Origin of the sequence: Virgibacillus halotolerans (genome assembly GCF_016908515.1) — a bacterium.
Lineage (GTDB): Bacteria > Bacillota > Bacilli > Bacillales > Amphibacillaceae > Virgibacillus_M > Virgibacillus_M halotolerans.
Genome location: NZ_JAFBEA010000003.1, coordinates 1 through 22,263, shown reverse-complemented (window position 1 = coordinate 22,263; position 22,263 = coordinate 1). Strand labels below are relative to the sequence as shown.

Annotated in this window: 14 protein-coding genes, 8 tRNA genes, 1 rRNA gene and 1 pseudogene; 7 read left to right on the top strand and 17 right to left on the bottom strand. The window is 37.3% G+C overall.

The annotated features are described in order from the left end of the window. Positions 1-2: 2 nt before the first annotated feature. The 9 genes from mvaD to JOC34_RS08755 form a co-directional block, all read right to left on the bottom strand. On the bottom strand, positions 3-980 hold the full coding sequence (mvaD, locus tag JOC34_RS08795; RefSeq protein ID WP_205136396.1) for a diphosphomevalonate decarboxylase: 978 nt from the start codon (positions 978-980) through the stop codon (positions 3-5). Between the two features lie 44 nt (positions 981-1,024). Then, positions 1,025-1,987: a mevalonate kinase gene (gene mvk, locus JOC34_RS08790; protein ID WP_205136395.1), complete on the bottom strand. Its 963-nt coding sequence runs from the start codon at positions 1,985-1,987 to the stop codon at positions 1,025-1,027. Further along, the gene (locus tag JOC34_RS08785) at positions 1,984-3,273 is read right to left on the bottom strand and encodes a hydroxymethylglutaryl-CoA reductase, degradative (RefSeq protein ID WP_205136394.1); all 1,290 of its coding nucleotides are present in this window, start codon (positions 3,271-3,273) and stop codon (positions 1,984-1,986) included. The genes mvk and JOC34_RS08785 overlap by 4 nt, the downstream gene beginning before the upstream one ends. A gap of 348 nt (positions 3,274-3,621) precedes the next feature. Further along, a tRNA-Lys gene (locus JOC34_RS08780) sits at positions 3,622-3,697 on the bottom strand. Positions 3,698-3,826: 129 nt separating this feature from the next. Continuing rightward, a tRNA-Gln gene (locus JOC34_RS08775) sits at positions 3,827-3,898 on the bottom strand. 10 nt (positions 3,899-3,908) lie between these two features. Beyond that, positions 3,909-3,993, bottom strand: a tRNA-Tyr gene (locus JOC34_RS08770). Positions 3,994-4,040: 47 nt separating this feature from the next. Beyond that, positions 4,041-4,116: transfer RNA gene (locus JOC34_RS08765), tRNA-Thr, on the bottom strand. A gap of 30 nt (positions 4,117-4,146) precedes the next feature. Further along, positions 4,147-4,222, bottom strand: a tRNA-Val gene (locus JOC34_RS08760). A gap of 118 nt (positions 4,223-4,340) precedes the next feature. Further along, positions 4,341-4,412: transfer RNA gene (locus tag JOC34_RS08755), tRNA-Glu, on the bottom strand. Between the two features lie 237 nt (positions 4,413-4,649). Here JOC34_RS08755 and fabI point away from each other — a divergent pair. Next, the gene (gene fabI, locus JOC34_RS08750) at positions 4,650-5,426 is read left to right on the top strand and encodes an enoyl-ACP reductase FabI (protein ID WP_205136393.1); all 777 of its coding nucleotides are present in this window, start codon (positions 4,650-4,652) and stop codon (positions 5,424-5,426) included. Between the two features lie 179 nt (positions 5,427-5,605). On the opposite strand, the gene JOC34_RS08745 is transcribed toward fabI, so the two are convergent. After that, on the bottom strand, positions 5,606-13,207 hold the full coding sequence (locus JOC34_RS08745) for a Cna B-type domain-containing protein (RefSeq protein WP_205136392.1): 7,602 nt from the start codon (positions 13,205-13,207) through the stop codon (positions 5,606-5,608). Positions 13,208-13,559: 352 nt separating this feature from the next. Here JOC34_RS08745 and JOC34_RS08740 point away from each other — a divergent pair, with 352 nt between their 5' ends. Next, entirely contained in the window at positions 13,560-14,696 is a 1,137-nt protein-coding gene (locus JOC34_RS08740; protein WP_205136391.1) for a response regulator, read from the top strand. Positions 14,697-14,984: 288 nt separating this feature from the next. Continuing rightward, positions 14,985-15,413: a DUF2383 domain-containing protein gene (locus JOC34_RS08735; protein ID WP_205136390.1), complete on the top strand. Its 429-nt coding sequence runs from the start codon at positions 14,985-14,987 to the stop codon at positions 15,411-15,413. A gap of 95 nt (positions 15,414-15,508) precedes the next feature. Here the strand turns inward: JOC34_RS08735 and JOC34_RS08730 are convergent, their stop codons facing one another. Both JOC34_RS08730 and JOC34_RS08725 read right to left on the bottom strand, forming a co-directional pair. Further along, the gene (locus tag JOC34_RS08730; RefSeq protein ID WP_205136389.1) at positions 15,509-15,934 is read right to left on the bottom strand and encodes a YugN family protein; all 426 of its coding nucleotides are present in this window, start codon (positions 15,932-15,934) and stop codon (positions 15,509-15,511) included. Between the two features lie 407 nt (positions 15,935-16,341). Next, entirely contained in the window at positions 16,342-17,268 is a 927-nt protein-coding gene (locus JOC34_RS08725) for an AEC family transporter (protein ID WP_205136388.1), read from the bottom strand. 659 nt (positions 17,269-17,927) lie between these two features. Between JOC34_RS08725 and JOC34_RS08720 the strand changes: the two genes are divergently transcribed. Then, the gene (locus tag JOC34_RS08720) at positions 17,928-18,302 is read left to right on the top strand and encodes a YhjD family protein (protein ID WP_205136387.1); all 375 of its coding nucleotides are present in this window, start codon (positions 17,928-17,930) and stop codon (positions 18,300-18,302) included. 112 nt (positions 18,303-18,414) lie between these two features. Here JOC34_RS08720 and JOC34_RS08715 read toward each other — a convergent pair whose 3' ends face one another. Together JOC34_RS08715 and JOC34_RS08710 are read right to left on the bottom strand one after the other, a co-directional pair. Continuing rightward, entirely contained in the window at positions 18,415-18,819 is a 405-nt protein-coding gene (locus JOC34_RS08715) for a nuclear transport factor 2 family protein (protein WP_205136386.1), read from the bottom strand. Positions 18,820-18,841: 22 nt separating this feature from the next. After that, positions 18,842-19,312, bottom strand: coding sequence for a MarR family transcriptional regulator (locus tag JOC34_RS08710; protein ID WP_205136385.1), 471 nt, complete (start codon positions 19,310-19,312; stop codon positions 18,842-18,844). A gap of 308 nt (positions 19,313-19,620) precedes the next feature. Here JOC34_RS08710 and JOC34_RS08705 point away from each other — a divergent pair, with 308 nt between their 5' ends. From JOC34_RS08705 to JOC34_RS08695, 3 genes and pseudogenes are all read left to right on the top strand, one after another. Further along, positions 19,621-19,869: a hypothetical protein gene (locus JOC34_RS08705; protein ID WP_205136384.1), complete on the top strand. Its 249-nt coding sequence runs from the start codon at positions 19,621-19,623 to the stop codon at positions 19,867-19,869. 175 nt (positions 19,870-20,044) lie between these two features. Then, positions 20,045-20,947: a glycine betaine ABC transporter substrate-binding protein gene (locus JOC34_RS08700; protein ID WP_338062658.1), complete on the top strand. Its 903-nt coding sequence runs from the start codon at positions 20,045-20,047 to the stop codon at positions 20,945-20,947. A 473-nt stretch (positions 20,948-21,420) separates the two neighbouring features. Next, positions 21,421-21,834, top strand: a pseudogene (locus JOC34_RS08695) (tyrosine-type recombinase/integrase); the annotation flags it as partial. A gap of 103 nt (positions 21,835-21,937) precedes the next feature. On the opposite strand, the gene JOC34_RS08690 reads toward JOC34_RS08695, so the two are convergent. The 3 genes from JOC34_RS08690 to rrf form a co-directional block, all read right to left on the bottom strand. Further along, a tRNA-Thr gene (locus JOC34_RS08690) sits at positions 21,938-22,010 on the bottom strand. Between the two features lie 7 nt (positions 22,011-22,017). Next, positions 22,018-22,092 (bottom strand) — tRNA-Asn (locus JOC34_RS08685). A 76-nt stretch (positions 22,093-22,168) separates the two neighbouring features. Then, positions 22,169-22,263: ribosomal RNA gene (gene rrf / locus JOC34_RS08680) — 5S ribosomal RNA — on the bottom strand; the annotation flags it as partial.

The window sequence follows — 22,263 nt, the reverse complement described above, 5'->3', positions numbered from 1 at the left end:
CTTTATAAATAGGTTACTCCCTGACCTGATTTACTTAAGATGACATCTGTTACACCAGGTATCCCGCGGAGTGTTTTTTCGACAGTTCTTTCATTTTCCGGCAAATAAAGCACCTTTACATTCGGACCTGCATCTATTGTAAAAAATGCGGGAATACCGTTTGCTCTCATTGCTTGAACAGCTTGCATGACAGTAAGTGTCGTATCCTGTAAATACGTAAACGGAGGATTTGCACCTAATGTCGTCGCATGCATTTTTAGACAATTGGCTTCAGCAATTTCGCCAACCTTTTCAAAATCGCGATGCTTAATACCAGCCTTGATCCCGTTTAGGTCAACAGGATTGCTTTCTACCCAGCTAGCGAAGAATGGAGATGTATCGACTGTCCGCTTCATGCCTTCACGGCTCGAAACCTTTTTCTTTGTTGCATTTAACACAACAGCAGCTACGCGAATATCCCAGTGATCAACAGGCGCGATTGGAACAGCATAAGAATCAGATCCATCTGCTCGCTTTCCCATTTCCCATTCAGCAAAGCCGCCATAAATCGAACGGCAGGCAGATCCTGACCCTTGACGTGTAATACGCGATAGCTCTTGATCTGTAAGGGATAAGCCAATTGCCCGGGCCGATGCAGCTGCTAGTGCGGCAAACCCTGAGGCGGAAGATGCAAACCCTGCAGCAGTCGGGACCTTATTAACCGAATCGACGGCTGCATATAAGTTCTTTTTTCCTGCAACATCGCGAACCAAGTCAAGAAATGTTGTTACGCGATCATATTGCACACCTGAAATAGATTGTCCATCTAAAGTAAATTGATCCTGTTTCAGTGCTTCATTAAATGCTACCGTTGTTTCTGTATAAAAACCATCCAACGTTACAGATAGGCTATTGTTTGTTGGAAGGATTAACGATTCATCACGCTTTCCCCAATATTTAATTAAGGCAATGTTTGTATGTGCTTTCGCTGTAGCCCTCATCGTAATTCCCCTATTCTACCACTAGTAATGAATGGAACTTTTGTTTACTCATGCTTTTTTAAAACAAATGGCCATACTGCTTGTGCGCCAAACTTTCGTAGCTTTTCAGCAAGTTGTCTGGAGTGAACTTCGTTTTGCGCAAGGGCGATAATGCAACCACCATTTCCAGCACCTGTTAATTTGGCACCTAATGCACCTTCCTGACGAGCAAAATAAATGAGTTTATTTAAACCTGCATCGCTTACGCCAAGTGCTTCTAATTCCTTTTGTGCTTCATTTAACATTTGACCAAGGAAATGTTTGCCAGCCTTTTCCAGTGCATGCTTTGCCTGGTGGGTGAGCTCCCCAATTCGATCTAGTTTTCTTTGGATTTTCCCTGGAGCCGCTTTTAACAAGTTAGCAACAGATTCAACCGCCAAACGTGTATCACCAACTCTACCTGAGTCTGCAACAATGAAATGAAAGTCATCATTTAATTTGATGAAATCTGTCGATTGGTTTTTTTCATACCATACAGGACACTGTGACGTAATCGTCAATGTGTCGATGCCACTTGGTGCCCCATGTGCAAATGTTTCCGCAACATTTGCCAGCATTAATAATTCTTCTTCTGTATAATCCTCATCCGAATAAGCAAATAAAGATCTGATCACAGAAATAGCCACTGATGCACTGGATCCCAATCCCTTACCAGGCGGTATAGATGATTTAATTCGAATTAATAAATCTTGACATGGTATCTGAAGATATTTTAATGTCTCTTCAATACAGTTTACAATACCGTGCAATGATTCTGGTGCGAGATCCAATGGTCCATGGTAAAAGGTACTATCTAGTTTAACCGATCCTGGAACATATTCAACGACCGATTCAACACCGACTAATGAAAATGGGATAGCAATTGCAGGCTGTCCGTGTACAACTGCATGCTCTCCAATTAAAATTAATTTACTATGAGCTATACCAATAGCTGTCTGTTCTGAAGTTGTTACTTTTTCTGCACTCATTTTGTATACTCTTCCACCAATTCTTTAGCTTTTCCGACACGGATTTCCTTTTTATCTACTAATTGTTGAGCTATGATATCAACCATCTCCCCTGTAGCCCCTGCTGCAATTGCAACAGAGCGAGAATGTAAGGCCATATGACCTTTTTGAATACCGTCTGTTACCAATGCTTTTAATGCGCCAAGATTTTGAGCTAAGCCTACCGCAACAATAACTTGTGCCAATTCCTGCGCTGATTCTACATCTAGAATACGATGAACAGTCTTTGCTGTTGGGTGGACACGAATCGAACCTCCGACAGTGCCTACTGACATCGGTAATTCCAATTCACCGACAAGGTTTCCTTCATTATCTTTGGACCACGTTGTCATCGAGCTGTAACTCCCATGACGTGCAGCATATGCATGCGCCCCAGCTTCGACCGCTCTCCAGTCATTGCCGGTTGCAATGACAATTGGATCGATCCCATTCATAATCCCTTTATTATGCGTAACAGCTCTATATGGATCAGAAGCTGCAAATTCAAATGCATGGATAACGCCATCCCGAACCGCTTCGCCAGTAAACCCATCTGATTCCAATAGATGCGGTGGTATCACACAACGTGCCCGTGCTAAGCATTTATCTGCATAATTCGACAATATTCTTAAATACACTTTCCCTTTTGTTAGTTCTTCCACAACAGGAGCTAATGATTCAACCATTGTGTTAATGATATTCGCTCCCATTGCATCACACGTATTTACATACACATGAAGGACGAGCATTTGACCATATTTAGAATCAGCTGCTTCGTTAAGGATCCTGACTTCCAGATCTTCTGCACCGCCGCCCCTTTTCACTAAACTGGGATACGCATCATTGGCAGCTCTCAGCAAGGATTCCTTTTGATTTAATAGCGCATCTTTTGCAGCGTGAATATCCGGACTTCCGACTACCTGTATTTGACCGATCATCACTCTATCCGTCGCTTCTGTAGTAAATCCTCCGGCGCTTCTAACGATTTTCGCAATATAACTTGCTGAAGCAACTACGGAAGGCTCCTCAATAGCCATAGGTACTACATATTCCTTCCCGTTGACAAGGAAATTCAATCCTAACCCTAATGGAAGCGAAAAAGTTCCGATTACATTCTCAATCATTTTATCTGCAGTATCGTTGGATAACGGCCCTTCTACAGCCAAGTCAGCTATTTCTCCATTTGAGAAGTCAAGTACCTCATTTAATAGCGCTCTTCGTTCTTCAACTGTTTTATTATAGAAACCAGGGATCCTAGAAGTCTTCATACCATCTCATCCTTTTGTATATCATAATTATATTAGAAAACCTGGACTATCGCCCACCCTCAGCCATGCGCTTTGGTTGCACTTATACTGGTTTCCTATAAAAGTGATAACGCCCTATCAGTGTAAAATTTATTTTGTTTTTTTATTTTGTTTTTTTACTTACACACTATAATTATAACATGTTTATACATCATGCATTTGCTTAATGATAATAAAATTACTGTATCTATTATGTTAAAAGTTAGCTTAAAATGCAAATAAACAAGGTTGTCTACAATCATAACGACCTTGTTTACTAAAAATTACTATATTTATGATGTATAACCCTATATGTTCAATTGAATAAAATGGTGAGCCATGGAGGATTCGAACCTCCGACCCTCTGATTAAAAGTCAGATGCTCTACCGACTGAGCTAATGGCTCATGCTATGTTAATTTCCTCTTGAATAAATCGTTCGGTAGATCTATGGGCTCATAAAAACATACGCATCGTTTGGCAAGTGAATTTACATATCTTTAGAAAACCTGTACCTCATACACAAATAGAAAAAGCTGGGCTGCTAGGATTCGAACCTAGGATACACGGGATCAAAACCCGATGCCTTACCGCTTGGCTACAGCCCAATAGAGTAAATGGTGGAGGGGGGCAGATTCGAACTGCCGAACCCTGAGGGAGCGGATTTACAGTCCGCCGCGTTTAGCCACTTCGCTACCCCTCCGAAAGTATTGTTAACACGTATCCAAAAATTATACATTTAAATGTACATGGTGCCGGCCAGAGGAATCGAACCCCCAACCTACTGATTACAAGTCAGTTGCTCTGCCAATTGAGCTAGGCCGGCTTATTACAAATTTAATTGAACATAAAATAATGGTGGAGGATGCAGGGCTCGAACCTGCGACCCCCTGCTTGTAAGGCAGGTGCTCTCCCAGCTGAGCTAATCCTCCATCGCACAGGATGCGCTAGTGCATGTATTGCGTCAAATGTTTCGGTGGGAAGCGTAATCGCAGTCCCAGAACATCGCGAATTCAACATGCTTTAATTGCTATCCGTTAAATTAAAAAGTGACCCGTACGGGATTCGAACCCGTGATACCGCCGTGAAAGGGCGGTGTCTTAACCGCTTGACCAACGGGCCTTAATTATTAAATTTTATTATGTATAAACGACATTGTTTTACATGAAGTGACAATTTATCTCAAACTGACGATTTTCATTATATCTACTTCTTGATCCTTTGTAAAGGGTAAAGTAAACTTTTGTAATAGAAAATTATTTTCACGCCCTTTCAACGAACCGTTTGTGTTTTAATTTGATTTCTTTAAACAGTAATAATAGGTTATAATATAAGAGAAATCATTTTGGAGGTGCACGTATGTCAGGTCTACTACAAGGAAAAAACATCATTATTATGGGTGTGGCAAACGAACGTAGTATTGCATGGGGAATAACGAAGTCATTACATAATGCAGGAGCAAATTTAATTTTCACAAACAGACAGGAAAGGTCTTACAATAAATTAACAAAGCTCTTAGCAGCAAATGAGATAGAACCAAAATTAATCGTCTCTTGTGATGTTGCCAGTGATGATAGTATTGCGAAAGCATTTGGCGAGATCAAAGAAAAGGTTGGCGTTGTTCATGGCTTAATTCATTCAGTGGCTTTCGCAAACAAAGAGGAACTAAAAGGCGAATATGCGGATACGTCCCGTGATGGATTTTTATTAGCCCAGGAGATCAGTGCTTATTCACTTGTAGCCATTACAAAAGCTGCTAAAGAAGTGATGACTGAGGGCGGTAGCATTGTAACACAAACATACCTAGGTGCAGAACGTGTTATTAAAAACTACAATGTTATGGGGGTTGCCAAAGCCTCATTAGAAGCAAGTGTGAGATACCTAGCAGAAGATGTCGGTAAGTACGGTATTCGGGTAAATGCAGTGTCTGCAGGCCCAATACGCACGTTATCCGCTAAGGGCGTATCTGGCTTTAACGAGAAAGCTTCCGTTATTGAGGAAATTGCTCCTTTACGCCGAAATGTGGATCAGGACCAAGTTGGAGATGCAACATTATTCTTCATGAGCGAGCTTTCCAGGGGCGTAACTGGTGAAGTATTGCACGTAGATTCGGGTTTTCATATTATTGGTGGGTAAAAAAACAAATGGGAACTGTGGAACAACAGTGAGCTTTCGGGGTTCCAAAACATTAATATGGTTCAAGCCGCTAAATAAATTAACTTTCATAAAGGTCATCCGCCCATGAAGCGTGTCAAGATTAAATAAAAAGCTTTCACCTACTATAGTTAGTAAGTGAAAGCTTTTTAATATAGTAATTATGCTGTTTTTCTTCTTCTAACAAACCATGTGATTAACCCAACGAGTATCAAACCAAAACCAAGTAAGACCAAATTGAATATGTTAGTTGCTGTTTTTGGAAGCTCGTTGTCTGGTGATCCTTCCTTCTCTTCACCAATTTTATCTGATTTACCTGGGCTATCCAGTTTATCTGATTTATCTGATCTGTCTGGTTCCCCTGGTTTATTCGGCTTATTCGGAGAATCCTGGTTCGCTCCCGCTGTTACTTCTTCTTTATAATCTTCATCCTTTTCAAAAGGTATGAATGTATTTGTAATATCATAACCTTTCACAGTGGATGTGTAACCATCTACCGCTTCTTCTTCAACCGTGTAAATGTAAGCAACACCGTTCTCATCAAACGCTGGCAGATCTGTGAAGTTATATGTCCAATCCGTTTCAGACGTTACTTCGGCTGTCTTGACTATAACACCGTCTTGTAAGAGGTTTACCTTAATCATCTCTGGACGATCTTTTGCGTTATCGCCCTTCCATGTTTTGGTTCCTTCTACGGATGTTTCCCCTACACGAACGTTGGTGATGTCAAAACCATCAATTGTTGTCTCATAGCCTTCTACTTTTTCCTCTTCGATGGTATATTCATATGCGACACCATTTTCATCATATGCTTCTAGATCTTTAAACTCATGTTTCCAATCATTTTCAGATGTTACTTCCACATCTTTAAACAGATTCCCATTTTGTAAAAGGTTTACTTTGATTGATTTAGGACGATCTTTGGAATCGTCGTCTTTCCAACCTTTTGTAACTAATACTGATATTTGGTCAGATTTAGTATTGGTTAGATTAAATCCATCAACTTCTGATTCATATCCTGGAACACCTTGCTCTTTCACGGTATACACATACGCGACACCATTTTCATCATATTTATCTAAATCATCAAAGCTATACGACCAATCAACTTCTGCCGTAACTTTTTTCGTATCTTTCACAACACCATTTTGTAAGAGGTTTACTTTAATCATGTCCGGACGATCTTTTGCGTTATCGTCTTTCCATGTTTTGGTTCCTTCTACATCAACTTTTTCAGATCTTGTATTTGTAATATCAAAACCATCTATTTCCGTTGCATATCCTGGAACAGGTAGTTCGTTGATCGTGTACCCTATCTCGTTACCTTCTTTATCATATTTCACTAAGTCTGTGAATGTATAAGCCCATTCATCTTCCGCTGTTACTTCTTGTTCTTGAACAACGTCAGTTCCATTCATTACTTGAACAGTAATGGAATCTGGATGACCTTTACCATTATCTTTCCACGTCTTCGTTCCTGATACTTTTGTTGTTGCTTGGGTGTTTGTAATGTTATAGTCTTCTACTTCCGACTCATAACCCGGAACTTCAATTTCTTCAATTGTATAGTTTATTTCTTTTCCTTTTGCATCATACTTGGCTAATCCGGTGAATTCATATGACCAATCTGTCGCTACAGAAACTTCAACTGTATCTTCTTCCTCACCGTTTGCAAGTAAGTTTACTGTAATGGAGTCTGGACGATATTGGTCATCGACTTCAACCCACGTCTTCTCTCCAGAAACTTCCTTTTTACCTACACGTACGTTTGTAATATCGTTACCTTCAATTGATTTCTCATAGCCGTCAACAGCTTCTTCATCAACTGTATAGGCAATTACTTTTCCTTGTTCATCATACTTGTCAAGGTTCATAAATTCATATGTCCAGTCTGACGATGCATCGACTTCAATTGTCTTATCAGTTTCCTCACCGTTCGCCAGTAACTGGACTGTGATGGATTCTGGTCGATCTTTTGAGTCATCATCTAACCATGTCTTTGTTCCTGATACTTCAGTGTCGCCAACACGTAAATTGGTTAATTCAAATCCATTGACGCTTGTTTCATAGCCTGCAACTTCTTTTTCCCTAATTTCGTACGTGTAAGCTTTTCCATCCGTATCGAATGATGGTAGGTCTTTTACTTCAAGTGACCAAACATCTTCTTCGGTTAATGTGATGGTATCAACCAACTCATTATCACCATCTGTTACCGATCTAAATAACTCAACTTCAATTGAATCTGGACGATCTTTGGAATCGTCATCTAACCAATTTTTGCTGATTTCAATTGTTTTCACGTCTGCACGTGTGTTGGTGATCTCAAATCCATCAACAGCTGATGCATAACCTGGCACATCATGTTCTGTGACAGTGTACTTATAAGCTTTACCAACTTCATCATACTTTGGCAGGTCCGTGATTGTTAGTTTCCAATCATTTTCTTTTGCCACTTTATATTCTTTATAAACCGTACCATTTTGAAGGAGGTTCATCTTGATTGTATCCGGACGATCTGTTTCATCTTCATCCTTCCACAACTTAGATACTTCTACTTCTGTTGTACCGACACGTAAATTCGTAATATCGTTACCTTCAATTAATTTCTCATAGCCTTCGACAGCTTCTTCATCAACTGTATAGCTGATTTTCTTACCTTGGTCATCATATTCATCAAGGTTCTTAAATTCGTATGACCAGTCTGATTCCGCGTTGACTTCAACTGTTTGATCCGTTTTCTCACCGTTTGCCAGTAACTGGACTGTAATGGAGTCTGGACGATTTTCTGAGTCATCATCTAACCATGTCTTCGTTCCTTTTACGTCAGTCTCACCAACACGTAGATTCGTAATATTGAAACCTTCAATTGATGTCTCATAACCACTCAGTTTTACTTCATCAACTGTATAGACGATTTCTTTACCTTTAGCATCATACTTCACAAGCTCTCCGAATTCGTATTTCCAATCAGATGCTGCGTTGACTTCAATCTCGTCAATTTTCTCGCCATTTCCTGAAAGTTCAACTGTAATGGAGTCTGGACGGTCCGCTGCTTTATCATCTAGCCACGTTTTCGTACCCGAAACGCTGGTCAATTCTGTGTTCGTCACGATAAAGCCGTCTGCTGAATCGCCTGTTACTGTTGACTTATAGCCATCAATCTCTGCTTCTTCAACTTGATAATCGATTTTTTCTCCTGACTCATCATAAACATGTAAGTCTTTAAATGTTGCTTTCCAATTATTTTCCTCGTTTAATTCAACTGTTTGATCTGTTGGTAGAAGTCTCACCGTGACCGGTGTTGTGTCGCCATCCGCGTTATTCCACTTCTTCTCAACTGATATATTTGTAATTTTAATGTTCGTCATTGTTTTTTCAACGACTTGTTCGTCTTCCGTAATTTCTATATCAATCGGTGTTTCATCTAATTCGTAACCAGTCGGCGCTTTTGTTTCCATTAATTGATAGTTACCTAAAAGTAAATTATCGACAACAATTTCACCTTGGTCATTTGTGACTAATTCTTCTTTAACAACTTCACCTTCTGAATCTACTAATTTAAATGCTGCTCCTGAAAGTAGATCTTTGGTTGCAGCGTCTAATTTAATTAGTTTGACAGAACCTTTATACTTCTCGTTCGTCATTGATAATGTCTGCAGAGCGACATCATTTACATTAACTTCAAACTGTTTCGGCTCTTCGTTTGTACGGTAGCCGTCTAAAGCTTTTACTTCAACGAATTGGTAGGTTCCTGCTTCAAGCGTGTTTGAAGTTTTGATGTTCCCATTTTCATCTGTAATAAGTGGCTCATCCGTTTCAACTTTTTCAAACTCCTTTGTTTCTTCGTTTAACTTTTGTAATTCAAATTCAACACCTTGAAGAGGTTCATTTGTATCCGTGTCTAATTTTGTTAATCTAACCGCACCACGTGGGGTGTTATCAACTGACAATTTTACTGGCTCTTGCTCTTTATCTCCGATAATCACTTGATGTTTAGTTTCATCAAGTACATACCCTGCTGGTGCTTTCGTTTCTTGCACATAATATGTTCCAGCATTCTTTAGATTTTCAAATAATATCTTGCCGTCTTTATCTGTTGTATCTTTTGCAATTTCTTTATCGTTTGAATCAAACAGTGTGAATTCAGCACCTTCTAATGCTTTTCCTTCTTCACCCGTTTTTGATAGTTCAATTGCAAAGACAGGTTCGTAGTTTAGAGCTTTATATGAAAAAGTCTCTTTATCATCGCCTTTTTCATATTTCTTATCAATTACAATCGTTTGTCTTTCGTCTTTTGTGACATAACCCTCCGGAACAACGCGTTCGTATAATTCATACTCTCCAAACAGTAAACGACCGAAATCGATTTGACCATTTTCGTCAGTCGTACCTGATTTTAATACGTTACCTGTATCTGAATCAATTAAGTCAAACTCGGCGCCGGCTAATGGGGCTTCCACTCCATCTTTTTTACCAACTTTGTCAATAACAAGATAGCCTGCTTCACCCGAACCGCCACCTGATGATAATTGTTTGATGGTTACTGTACCATCACCACCAGTCGTACCATCCTTGATGATGTTATCGCCAGTCACGTTATACGTATTTGTTACTTCACCATTATGTTTCTCAAAGAACAATGTTGAATACTCAACGATAAACGCCCGATCAACATCCTCTTTCCACTCAACAGTGAAGACTGGTTCTCCTAGCGTATGTGTTAACTCATATTGGTCTTCAGAAACTTCTTCGCCTTTGGTTGCATTTCCGTTTCCATCAACTGTTGCATGATACACTTTAAATGTATCCACTAAAAACTCTTGATTATCAGAAATTGTATCTTCAAGTTTTAAATTACTGACCTTTTGCTGTCCGAGGTTCACTTTGACTGACCAATGAACTTGTTTACCTTCTTGATAGCCTGATTTCTCTCCATACGTATCTGATTTAGCAATGCCCACTTTAGCTTCTAAGTCAGACAATTTTTCTATTCCATTTAACACTTCTGCTTCGTTCACATATTCGTTTTGAATATCACTTAAATCAGCGAGTGATGTTTTGTATTCGATTTTATACGCTTTGGTTGTTTTTCCAATTCCTACCGAAATAGTATTATCTTCATTATAAGAAACATCTACGTTACCTGTTACATCGTCACCTGGTCTGTGATTACCATTACTATCTATTGTAAGTTCATGAATTTTAACAGATTTCGGTACAATTTGCTGGTTACCTTGAGGCGCATCTACAATTTTTAAGTCGTCAATTGAATTTTGCCGATAGTTTGTAATGATCGTCCATGTGATTTCTTTTGTTTCTGGATTATACGATCCATTTTTCCACGAACTATCTTTTGTCTCCTTGTTTAATTCTGTTCCTGCTTCGACTTCTTTTGTAATCGGGTCACCACCATCTCCTGGTGTCCACGTAATGGCCGCTTTATTTGTCGGCTTATAATCTGGCACATTGTCTGCGTCAAATTCAGTTTTATAGCTAATTTCGATCTTTTTATCTGTTGTATAGTCATCTGGAAACGTAATTGTAAATGGATTATCACCCGAAACTGTATAATCACCATGTTCTTCCTTGTCGTAAGGCTGACCATCTACTGTAATTGCAATTGTTTCACCAAGTAAAGTTAATCCTTCACCCAATGTGTCCTCAATGCTAATCCTTTCCATCGGATATTCATCATGGTTAACTTCGATTTTCCAATCGATTGTTTTAGCTGCATAATCAATTGATCCAGCTGATTTCGATCCGTAATACGTACCGACGCCAGATCCAGAACCATCTGACTCAGCACCAAATCCGGCTGTGTTTGCAACCTTAAAACCATCCAGCACACGATCTTTCACTTTTGTTCGGTACGTTACTTTATAGGGCGTATCTGTAGTAATACCTGTTACTTCAAATCCATCGTCACCTTTTACAAGTTCCGCACCGTCAGGCAGACCTACATTACCTGTCTCCTTTGCCTGACCATTTTCATCAATTTCCACCTCAGTGAATACCAGACTATCCTCAACTAAATCCATTTTACCCTCTGGTGTCCATGCATCTGTTAAAGTAACATCTGTTAAATCTTTTTCATTGTAGTTAAATTCAATTTCCCATTCAATAATCCCTGTTTTAGGATCATAGCCTTTGGCAGCTTTTTTCTTGATTGCTTCACCACGATTAATCGTTATCGTTGCGTCCGCTGAAACATCTTCCAAATCTTCATCTAAAAGTATAGCATTATTCTTAAATTGCGTTTTCTCATCATCAGTAACCGTAGTGACGTATTCAACGCGGTAAGCATCCTTAATATCACCGAGCGGGATGGTTAATTCACCGTCAACAACGGCTTCATCAGTTACGTCAATTACTTCATCATCACCTAAAATATTACCGTACAGATCTACTTTTAATTTTGTAACTATTAAACTGCCTTCTTTATATTCCGTACCTTCAGGAAGTAGATCTGTGACCTTTGCATCTGTTAAAGATGCTTTATTTTTATTAATAATGACTTCCCAATTAATTTCATCGGCATTGTAACCTTTATTTGGTGTTCCCTTTTTCTCGATTGTTTTCTCTTTGTTGCCTTGGTCAATTGGGATTCTGATTTCGCCTTCTTCACCAATTGGATCAAGAATCGCTTCCCCATCTTCAACCTCAACATTTGTTTCATCCAATGTTGAAATAATTTCTAACCAGCCTTTTACGTTACTATGTGTTTCAACAAAATCTGTAAATGTCAATTCTACTTTTCTATCTGTCGAAATTATATAAGTGGCGACAACTGCACCAGAGTCGTCTTTTAATTCACCAGACATCTCTTCCGCTATTTTAATGCCTTTTGGTAAATCAAATGTTTCTATGTCACCTGCCACATAATGATGCTCATCTTCTAGACTCCAGTCGAGTTTCAGCTTGAATTCCTCTGCCGGATCCAGTAGATTTTCTTCATCATATGGCTTATCTTCTAAATCAGTAACGCTGCCTAAATTCAAATTAAATCCATGCTTTTCTTCCGCTATTCTTTTATCTTCTTCCGAAACTGCACTTTCAACATCTGCTTTGTTTAAATCTGTGTTTTCCTCAGTTGCATCTTCACTATTTTCTTCAGTTACTTCAGCTTCAGACGCTTCTTCCGTATTTGTTTCCTCTTCTACCTCAGTTCCTAGATTTTTTTCAGAATCTGTACTTTCTACCTCTGCTGAATCTTCTTCAACTTCTTCTATCGCTGATGAATCCGTTTCATTATTGTCCTCTACAGGCTCTTTATCCAGTTCTTTTTCTGTTTCTTCTTTTGATTCTGCTTCAGTCTTTTCTTCTTCCTGATCGGTATGAGCAACAACCGCTTCTAGTATAAATCTGCCTTCAGCTTCCGCGTGTTCTTCGACTTCTTTATTAAACGTTACCTCTACAGCGCCGTCCGTTGTAGCCTGAAACGTTCCAATTTCTGTTTCGTTGGCTACTAAAGTACCATCCTGCTCTTTTTTAATATCCAATTCTTCAGGCAGTACAAGCGAATCTGTACTTTCTGCCTTAACTTCTATATTTTCCACAGACCAGTCCACACCTACATTGATTGCTGTCCCGCCATCCAGTTCTTCTACATTCACTTTGTTATCATCTTCATCTGTTGTCGATATACCAGTGAAGATACTTTGCTCAGATCCCTCCGCCTTGATTTGTGCAGGTAGAACAAAGCTGCTGGATATCATTTGGAAAACCAACATAAAGATAAATAATACACTTACTCTTCTCCTCAATTTCATCCCTCCCAATTATGCGCTTCCTATCTACATATTTTTGTATTGATGAGTCCAATTACTTACTATAATGAGCCTTGCTCTACAAATACTGAACAAACCACGAAAACAAGCACAATACCGGATCTTTTAATAAGTCTAAATACCTATTAAGTAAAAATCCGTATAAGTCTATATAAAAATTGTGACAGTAATGTCAAAACAGTGCCCCATGTCAATTTATTAAATATAAATATGATTTAATCAACTAACTTGCAGGATCATTAAAGAGGGGTAAAATAGACTATATACACTGGCACATATAACCTACATCTTAGATATACAGACATTACTAATTAAATGGGGGATTGAAATGAAAGCAATTCTCGTTGATGATGAGCCACTAGCACTGGATTTTCTTGAACATCAACTAAACAAACTTGGTAACATTGATGTCATAGGTAAATTTGTAAACTTGGATATTAGAAATAGGTCTCCCTTATTAGAGGAAGCAGATGTTGTATTTTTGGATATAGAGATGCCTGAAATAAATGGACTAGAGTTAGCGGAACAACTTCTTGAATTTGATTCAAGTTTATCGATTGTTTTTGTTACGGCCTTTAATGAATATGCCATCCAGGCTTTTGACTTAAATGTAGTTGATTACGTTTTGAAGCCTATCCAACTGGATAGACTGCAGAGAACATTGGAACGGGTTGAGATGAACGCAACTAAACAGCAAAGCAAACCGGTAACAACAAATAATTATCTACAGATAAATGTATGCAGAGAATTAACTTTTGAGTTAGCAAAAGGGAAATTTTATAATATTCAATGGCGAACGGCAAAAGCACAGGAAGTATTTTTATATTTACTACATAACATCGGTAAAACCATTCGAAAAGCTGAACTAATTGAATTGATTTGGCCGATCGAACAAAACAGGACATACTCGCAATTATATACAGCGATTTACCATATCCGAAAAGCGTTGGATCAATTCGGAAATCATTTTACGCTCAAAAACGTGCAGCATGGCTATACGTTATTTGTTGAAAATGTCTTCATTGATATTTTAGAATGGGAAAATAGTGTAAAGACCGCCCCGCCTATCCATACGGAAACAATAGAATACTATGAAACCATGATGGTTATGTACACAGGTCCTTACTTAGAGGTATATGATTATGTTTGGGCGGAAACAGAGCGGTATCGCCTGGAGCAATTATGGATCAATACTGCTTATAAAATGGCCGGTTTCTATCTTAAACAGAGAAATATGGAGATGATGGAAGCATGGTATGTGAAAATAAGTGACCTCAGACCCGAGGAAGAGGATGCGCACTTTTATTTAATGAAGTTATATGCAGAATTGGGATATGGATTGCTCGTCAACCATCAATATGCCCGGCTAAATGATGCCCTTCAGGAATTGGGATTGGAGATGAGTGCTCCTATCAAAAGTTGGTATGAACAGTGGACTAGAAATAAAAGTCTATCCAAAAAATAAAAGCTTTATCCTTTCATACGGAGCAATTCATCGAGCAATGCTTTATTGTTTGATAAAAAAATCGCCAGTCTCTTTCCAATCAGAGTTGGCGTTTTTTTATCAATGGTACTTTCACGCACAATCTGCTGTTGATAGAAACAAAGCCCCTCCTATTATGACTTTCCTCGATAATAATAATTCTCCCACAATGGATTATTCCATGTGTATATTTATCCTTTATCAACCTAAAATAAGACATGACCTTTTTTAGCTCAGTGGTCCCAAATAATTAAAAGGAGGCTTACCTCAATGAATGAAGAGGATGTTGTAAAGGAGTTAAATGCCTATTTAAAAGGCGAGTACATGGGCATCCATGCTTATGAGCATTACATTAAACACACCCACGATCCAAATTTGAAGAGTGAACTTCAGCGTATTCAGCAGGAACATAAACAGCATGCTGCAAAAACGGCCGAACGTATTCAAAATCTTGGTGGTAAAGCAGTTGATGACAATGGGATGAAGTTATCTATATCAGAAACGATGATGAACATGAAAAATTTCCCTGATAACAATGAAGGAATTATTAAAGAAGTCCTAAAAGGACAAGAAATGGGTATGAACCAAGCAACAGAAATCATCAAAGGTGACTTAGATCACGAAAGTATTCAAGTCATTAAAAATAATTCAGATGAAGATAAGGCACATATTGAACAATTAAACCAGCTTATGCAATAACGGCAGGTAAAAAGTAAATCGACCTAACTGATGATGAAAGGTCGATTTTTTCTTACTACTTCTCTAAAGGTAGTCCATAATTCATAAAAGCAATGTCAGGAAATTTTCAAGTTTTTCATCACACTCATAACATGATGCACCTGCTGTTCACCAGCTTCTTCCCACCTACTTTTATCCAATATGTTACCATCTTTATCAAGAGGCTCCTGAAACTGATTAAACCCTGTTGTCGTCAACAAGGAATTTCCATCCCAATCCAGTCCTGTATTTACAACATGTTTGATGACATATGGCTGTCCAAATTGAATAAATGCTTTGGGACGATCCAGTTCACCTTTCAAAACATCAAAAGGGATTCTTATGTAAATTGTTTCTCCGCCTTCTCGGCATAATACCATATCAAATTTTCCTTTATGATATTCAAAATTACTACAAAAGGTAAATCCATTAGACTTAAATATTTTTTTTACGTCACCAAAATATGCTTGTTTTCCTTCTATATCTGTATGCAGCTTTAGCAATATTACCCACTCCTTTGATTGTAGTATTAACTCAATAGGAGAAAAGATATACATTCATTCTGAAGCATTTAATTATAAAATATTTACGGTCATAAATGGAATAACAGGTAACAACTAATTACGACTTTATTGACTTCCTTAAACAAATAGGACACGTTGCAATCTTGTAATTTCATCAGATGAAGGAAAATAGACCTTATACAGTTAACCTTACTGCTCCATTATCAACATTTATCTTTGGAAAATTGCTTTCCTCTCCATTTATCAACTGTTGAACATAACCTTGAAAAAATAATTCGTTATATGACGTAGCTGTTTGTTGGAATTTTTCTATGATCGAATAGCTGTTCTTTATATAAAAAGTTATAATTTTTTATATAAAGAACAGCCTATTTATTCAATTATGTTCAAAGTATATGCAAGATCGTATAAATGAATGGGATGCTAATGATACATAATGCAGTAGTTAATAATACACCTGAAGTTGCAAAATTAGTGTCCGCATCAAATTTTTGCGCATATAATGAAGTTGTTGGCGCAGAGGGCATTCCGGAAACCAAGATTGCAATTACCAGTAATGAAAAGGGGACAGATAACAGTGCAAATGGAAGTAGTAACGAAGGAATTAAAAGAAGCTTGGCCATTGCAGCTTTCCATAGATGGGGGTTTTTCAACATTAAAGGAATGTCCTTATACTTTGTGTTTGCCATCAAACTTCCAATTAATATCATGGAAAGTGGGATGGTTATTTCTCCAACACTTCTTAATGCGTTTGATACAGTTTCAGGAAAATGAACAGGAGAGAATAAAACTATTAATCCCAAAAAGGTCGACAGGATCCCCGGATTCAAGAGGATAACTTTCCAGCTTATTGCATTTCTGCCTTTAATAAATAAATGAATACCATAGGACCATATGAGTAGTAAGTAAAATAAATTAAACATGGTTAAATAAATAATTCCTTGTTCATTAAAAAGGATAAAGCATACAGCATAGCCAATAAATCCTTGGTTTCCAAAGATAATAAGGCTTTCATATACACTTTGTTGTTTTTCTGGAAGTTGAGCGCGTCTCCTCATCCAAACAGCCAGAAAGATGGATAATAGAAGTACATAAACAGACATGGAAAAAAGCCAAAGGAAATCCTTTATTATAGTAAAAGAAAATGGAATATCTAATGAAAATAAAATAAGTGCTGGTAATGTGATGTAGAGGATCAGTTGAGTTAACACATCATTTGTATGTTCATTCAAAACCCCTGTTTTTCTTACTATAAAACCTATTGCTCCAATACAATATAGCATTAACATCTCCTGTAAAAAGTCTCCTACCATGTTCAAGATCCCTCCCTATCTTAATGTATGAAAGAAAGAGCTGAGTGGTGTAACCGCTAGAATAAGAAAATAACTTTTGAGAATACAGAGCAGTACTTGACTGCATTATTACAACAAGAATTGAAATTAAGGAGAGTCTAAAAAAACGGTTAATCTTAGGTGTACTTTTTTATACTTTTCTCCTCCAAAACCGAACACGTTATAATAATATAATGTTTTTTCTTTTGCTAAATTCATTTTCCACTGTATTAGCAAAAAAGGTAAAACGGTACTAATATAAAAACGCTGTAAACCTTGTTATATAAGGCTTACAGCGTTTTTATATAGAGCTTCCAATCGGATTCGAACCGATGACCTCTTCCTTACCATGGTGTGATTGCATGCGTTAGGGCGAATTTATATGAAGTAAAATAGTTGGCTGTTATCACTAACCATTTGTTATGAACTAAGTAGAACTAACACGAATTAAATTTTCTGCCATCAAAATGTCGGCAGGTGCCGGCATAAAATAAGTTCACTATATAATAGATGAAACAGGAATCATTAGATCGCTTCGGCGGTCTTTTTTTATTGCTTAATTATCGTATGTATTTAATTTCCATTGATAATTAAATCATTACTGCATATAATAAGAACAAACGTTCTTTAGAGGTGATCACATGAATAAAGAATTAATCAATTATTATATAACTTTACCTATGGCCATAACGATATTTAGGCAGGATCGGAAAACGTTTGGAGCGTTAAAGTTTGGTAACTTGTTTGAGGATAAACTGGATGCTACAATCGAACAAATGAAAAAGGACTTCTATGCGCTTAAAAAAGATATTATATCTAAGCATCACCTGGATATAAGGTGCGTTGATCAATGTGTGTATAGCGTAAATGGGGAGATAATCAAATTTACTCCGGATGAATTGAAGAAAATGACTATTAAGTTAGCGCAACGTTATTTCTGTGGAGATAAGATGGTGGATTTTGAATTGCAGAATAGGGTTTGGAAAGATGTGGATACCACGCATGATTTAGCCTAAAAAACGGCTGACATTAAAAGACCACCCGTATTAGACATATCAAAACGTGTGGTCCTTTTTTTGTATCTATTTAATTAACGCGCCCGTTTGCTGAGAGCCACAAAAATTATATTCAGTAATTAATTTTTGCTAACTGCTTAAGTTCTTCATCTTGGTTTAAAGGGCAAGATTGCTCATTACAACGCAAAATTAGATTATCGCTTAATTCAAATATTGCTATAACTTCTATCTCTCCAGTATTTCCATCTATTTTATCTACAGCTACAGTATATCTAAGTGTCACAGTTTGCTTTTTTTCATCAAATAGAAAATCATAAAATGGAGATATAGATATTGAATTTACAACCTCATTCAGTGCTGAAATATGATTCGTAAACTCGGTTATATTAGAACTAACCCCATCAGTTGTTTGAATATAATTTTTACTAAAATAATAAGGTATTTTTTCTATTCTCATAGCTACTAAAATTTCTTGATAGACTTCCGTTAAAAAGTCATAAGCTTGCTTTCTGTTCATAACATACACTCTCCTTATTTTTTTACAATTGCTTTGACCAGGTATTTAAAAATTTAGTAATAAGCTGTAATTCCTCATCGGAAAATTGATTTAACAGTTGATCATATCGCTCTCTCGCTTTTTGGTGCATTTGTTCATGAATCAGAGCAAGTTTTTCCCCTGAATTTGTTAAGCCATAAAAAATGGTCTTTTGATTACTTTCCTTTTTCTGAGCAGTAATCATATCTTTTTTGGTTAAAGCATTAATAGCTTTGGTAACCGCAGGTTTTGAAATCCCTAATTGATTTGCTAGAAATGTGTTATTTGCTTCACTTGGTTTTTCATTTATTAAAGCCACAATATGCAATTGTGTTAAAGACCACTTATCTTCAGAAAATCCATGACGTATTAATAAGCTTTCAGCAACATCATTTTGCTGTTTTGTCTTTTTTTCACGCTGTAAAATAAAATTTTCAATAGCTTTCAATGTATTTTCTTTTGATAAACTTCCCAAGAATGACCCTCCTTCTCATATATTTGTTAACCAGTTAATAATTTTAGTTTACCAGTTAACAATGATGAGGTCAAAAATAAAAAGGGCAACCTAAAATAGATTACCCTTTTCAACAATATGGCCCTATTGCTGAACAAGAATAAAATTATCCAACCATGAACCTCTCCCTTAAACTTATTCGACATAAAAAATAAAAATCCTTTTTACGTCACCTTTATGGAAAGTTTTAGATCTTCATTGTGACCCACTAGTAATTTTCACCCAATTTTGATAATATAAGCATAATTACCTATAAGTGAAGTGATCAAATGAGGGATATACAGGAAATCAAAAAACGACACAAGCTTAACCTTTTAGAAATCAGTATACTGGTCCGTCTTTATGAAGAGCATCCTAATAAGGTGTTGCTTCAGGATTTAGTTGATGATGAAAGGTTTTTTGGTGCTGTAACAAATGAACTTGATACCCTGGTTAGTAAAGGGATTGTGAAGATAGAAGAGACAAAATATGGTGTAATATGGAGAAAAACAGACAAAATGGACTCATTGTTTATATAAATCACCATTTCTTAGATATGTACAAACAATTTGTACAGTTTCAATTATATTCAACGTTTGATTAATAAAAATAAAAGATATAACATTAAATAAGCTGTTCATGACGAATTTGGTGTGCACCACTCATGAAAAAGGGAAAATGGCAATATGTGAAAATGAAGGAGTATTATACAGCGTGTTTAACTTTAAATGGAAAAAGATAGGAATAATTGCAGGTTTATCCTTAAGCCTTATAACTGCAGGTTGTGGATCTACTGCTGGAAATTTACAGACTAAAGATAATGTTAGTAAAGAATTAGAGTATACGATTACTGGTACCGAACCTGGTGCTGGACAAACCGAGAAAAATGAAGAAGCTATAGATGCCTATGATAATCTTGATGGTTGGGAACAGGAAATGTCTTCGGCGGGGGCAATGTTAACACAACTAAGTGATGCGATTGATAATGAAGAAGCCATTGTTTTTAGCGCATGGTCTCCTCACTATAAGTTTGCCAAGTGGGATTTAAAGTACTTAGAAGATCCTAAAGGTATCTATGGAGAAGAAGAAGCCATCACAACAATTGCAAGAAAAGGTTTAAAAGATGAAATGCCTGAAGCTTATACAATTATTGATCGATTCCAATGGGAGCTACAAGACGTAGAGGAAGCCTTATTAGAGACCCTAGAAAAAGATTTTGAGGTAGTAGCCCAAGATTGGGTAGATGAAAACCAAGAGACGGTTGCAGATTGGACGGAAGGAGTAGAGTCGGTAGATGGGACTTCAATCGAATTAGTTTTACTTCCTTGGGATGATGCAATTTTTACAGCAAATGTAGCTAAAATTGTACTGGAACAACAAGGTTTTAATGTCACACTTACACCAGTTGATCCAGCTATTATGTTTGAGTCAATAGCAACAGGAGACGCTGATGCATCTCTAGCAGTATGGATGCCATCTACACATGCTGCACTGTATGATCAATATGAAGGCCATTTTGAAGATCTAGGTCCCAACTTAGATGGTGCCAAGGTTGGATTAGCTGTCCCAGCTTATATGGATATTGATTCGATTGAGGACTTAGAACAAAAAGAATAGCAGCTAACAGCAAGGGAGAGCTCATATAATGGAGTTCTCCTTATTGCGGTATTAGCTTAAATTCACATTCGCACAAACATATACCATTTTTAGATTTACATGCTCAAATGATTGCAGTAGGTGGAATTCATCTTTTGGTTTATTACAAGCTGGATATTTAGAAGAGAATACATTAACAAAACAGCGAAAGACCTTTTAACACTTCCCTATTCCAGGTCAATTATTGTCTAAATTTACAGCATGTTTTATAACAAATATCATATAAAGTGCTATATTCTAACTCTTGGTTTTCTAATTGGTTGGAGATCAGATCAATAATGACACAGGGTCTTCATACTATTAGTAGTTACCATTTTAACGATTGTTCTCTCTCAAATAATTGCAGCTGAAGGCATCGGTGAATACTTTCTATGAGCTATACCAACACTTTTTAGCAGTATTACAGCAGGACTGGATTTTCAAAAGGAAAGACGAATAAAGCAAGACGTGTAATTGATATTGATGATGATGCTGTTGCTGAACTGAAAAAACGTGAGTTAAAGGTAAAAGAGGATCGTTTTAAGATGGGGAAGGATTATGATAATCAGGATATGGTCATCTGTAGACCAACCGGAGAACCGATTGATGTAAAGAACGTCAATAAACGGCTGGATAAGCTGATTGAAAATCTTGAAATGAAACGTATTCGATTCCACGATCTAAGACATACGCATGCCACATTGATGCTCTCAATCGGTACGCCAGTTAAAATTGTATCCGAAAGATTAGGACCATGCGAAAGTAGAATTAACTTTAAACACGTATGCTCATTATTACCATCCATGCAAGTGGAAGCTGTAAAAACATTTAGTGAAAGTATGCAGAAATTCAAGAACGCACATTCTTAAAAATAACGCATGTTAGAAGTCTGTTAGAAGTTGCTCTTTTAACCTGATTTATTACTTCAAACAAAAAACCCTGTACACGTTGATGTACAAGGGTTACAGGTTAAGCTTCCAATCGGATTCGAACCGATGACCTCTTCCTTACCATGGAAGCACTCTACCGACTGAGCTATGGAAGCAAAAAAATGGCTCCACAGGTAGGATTCGAACCTACGACCGATCGGTTAACAGCCGATTGCTCTACCACTGAGCTACTGTGGAATATACAAATAAAAAACAGTATGAACATGTATCATACCACATTTATTCCTAATAAAAAAGCATAAACAAAAAAACAGCCTGGCGACGTCCTACTCTTGCAGGGGCAAAGCCCCAACTACCATCGGCGCTGAAGAGCTTAACTGCTGTGTTCGGTATGGGAACAGGTGTGAC

What these genes read in the sequence shown, in the direction of transcription:
- mvaD (WP_205136396.1), bottom strand. Translation starts at nt 980, where the DNA reads ATGAGGGCTACAGCGAAAGCACATACAAACATTGCCTTAATTAAATAT.
- mvk (WP_205136395.1), bottom strand. Translation starts at nt 1,987, where the DNA reads ATGAGTGCAGAAAAAGTAACAACTTCAGAACAGACAGCTATTGGTATA.
- JOC34_RS08785 (WP_205136394.1), bottom strand. Translation starts at nt 3,273, where the DNA reads ATGAAGACTTCTAGGATCCCTGGTTTCTATAATAAAACAGTTGAAGAA.
- fabI (WP_205136393.1), top strand. Translation starts at nt 4,650, where the DNA reads ATGTCAGGTCTACTACAAGGAAAAAACATCATTATTATGGGTGTGGCA.
- JOC34_RS08740 (WP_205136391.1), top strand. Translation starts at nt 13,560, where the DNA reads ATGAAAGCAATTCTCGTTGATGATGAGCCACTAGCACTGGATTTTCTT.
- JOC34_RS08735 (WP_205136390.1), top strand. Translation starts at nt 14,985, where the DNA reads ATGAATGAAGAGGATGTTGTAAAGGAGTTAAATGCCTATTTAAAAGGC.
- JOC34_RS08725 (WP_205136388.1), bottom strand. Translation starts at nt 17,268, where the DNA reads ATGGTAGGAGACTTTTTACAGGAGATGTTAATGCTATATTGTATTGGA.
- JOC34_RS08720 (WP_205136387.1), top strand. Translation starts at nt 17,928, where the DNA reads ATGAATAAAGAATTAATCAATTATTATATAACTTTACCTATGGCCATA.
- JOC34_RS08715 (WP_205136386.1), bottom strand. Translation starts at nt 18,819, where the DNA reads ATGAACAGAAAGCAAGCTTATGACTTTTTAACGGAAGTCTATCAAGAA.
- JOC34_RS08705 (WP_205136384.1), top strand. Translation starts at nt 19,621, where the DNA reads ATGAGGGATATACAGGAAATCAAAAAACGACACAAGCTTAACCTTTTA.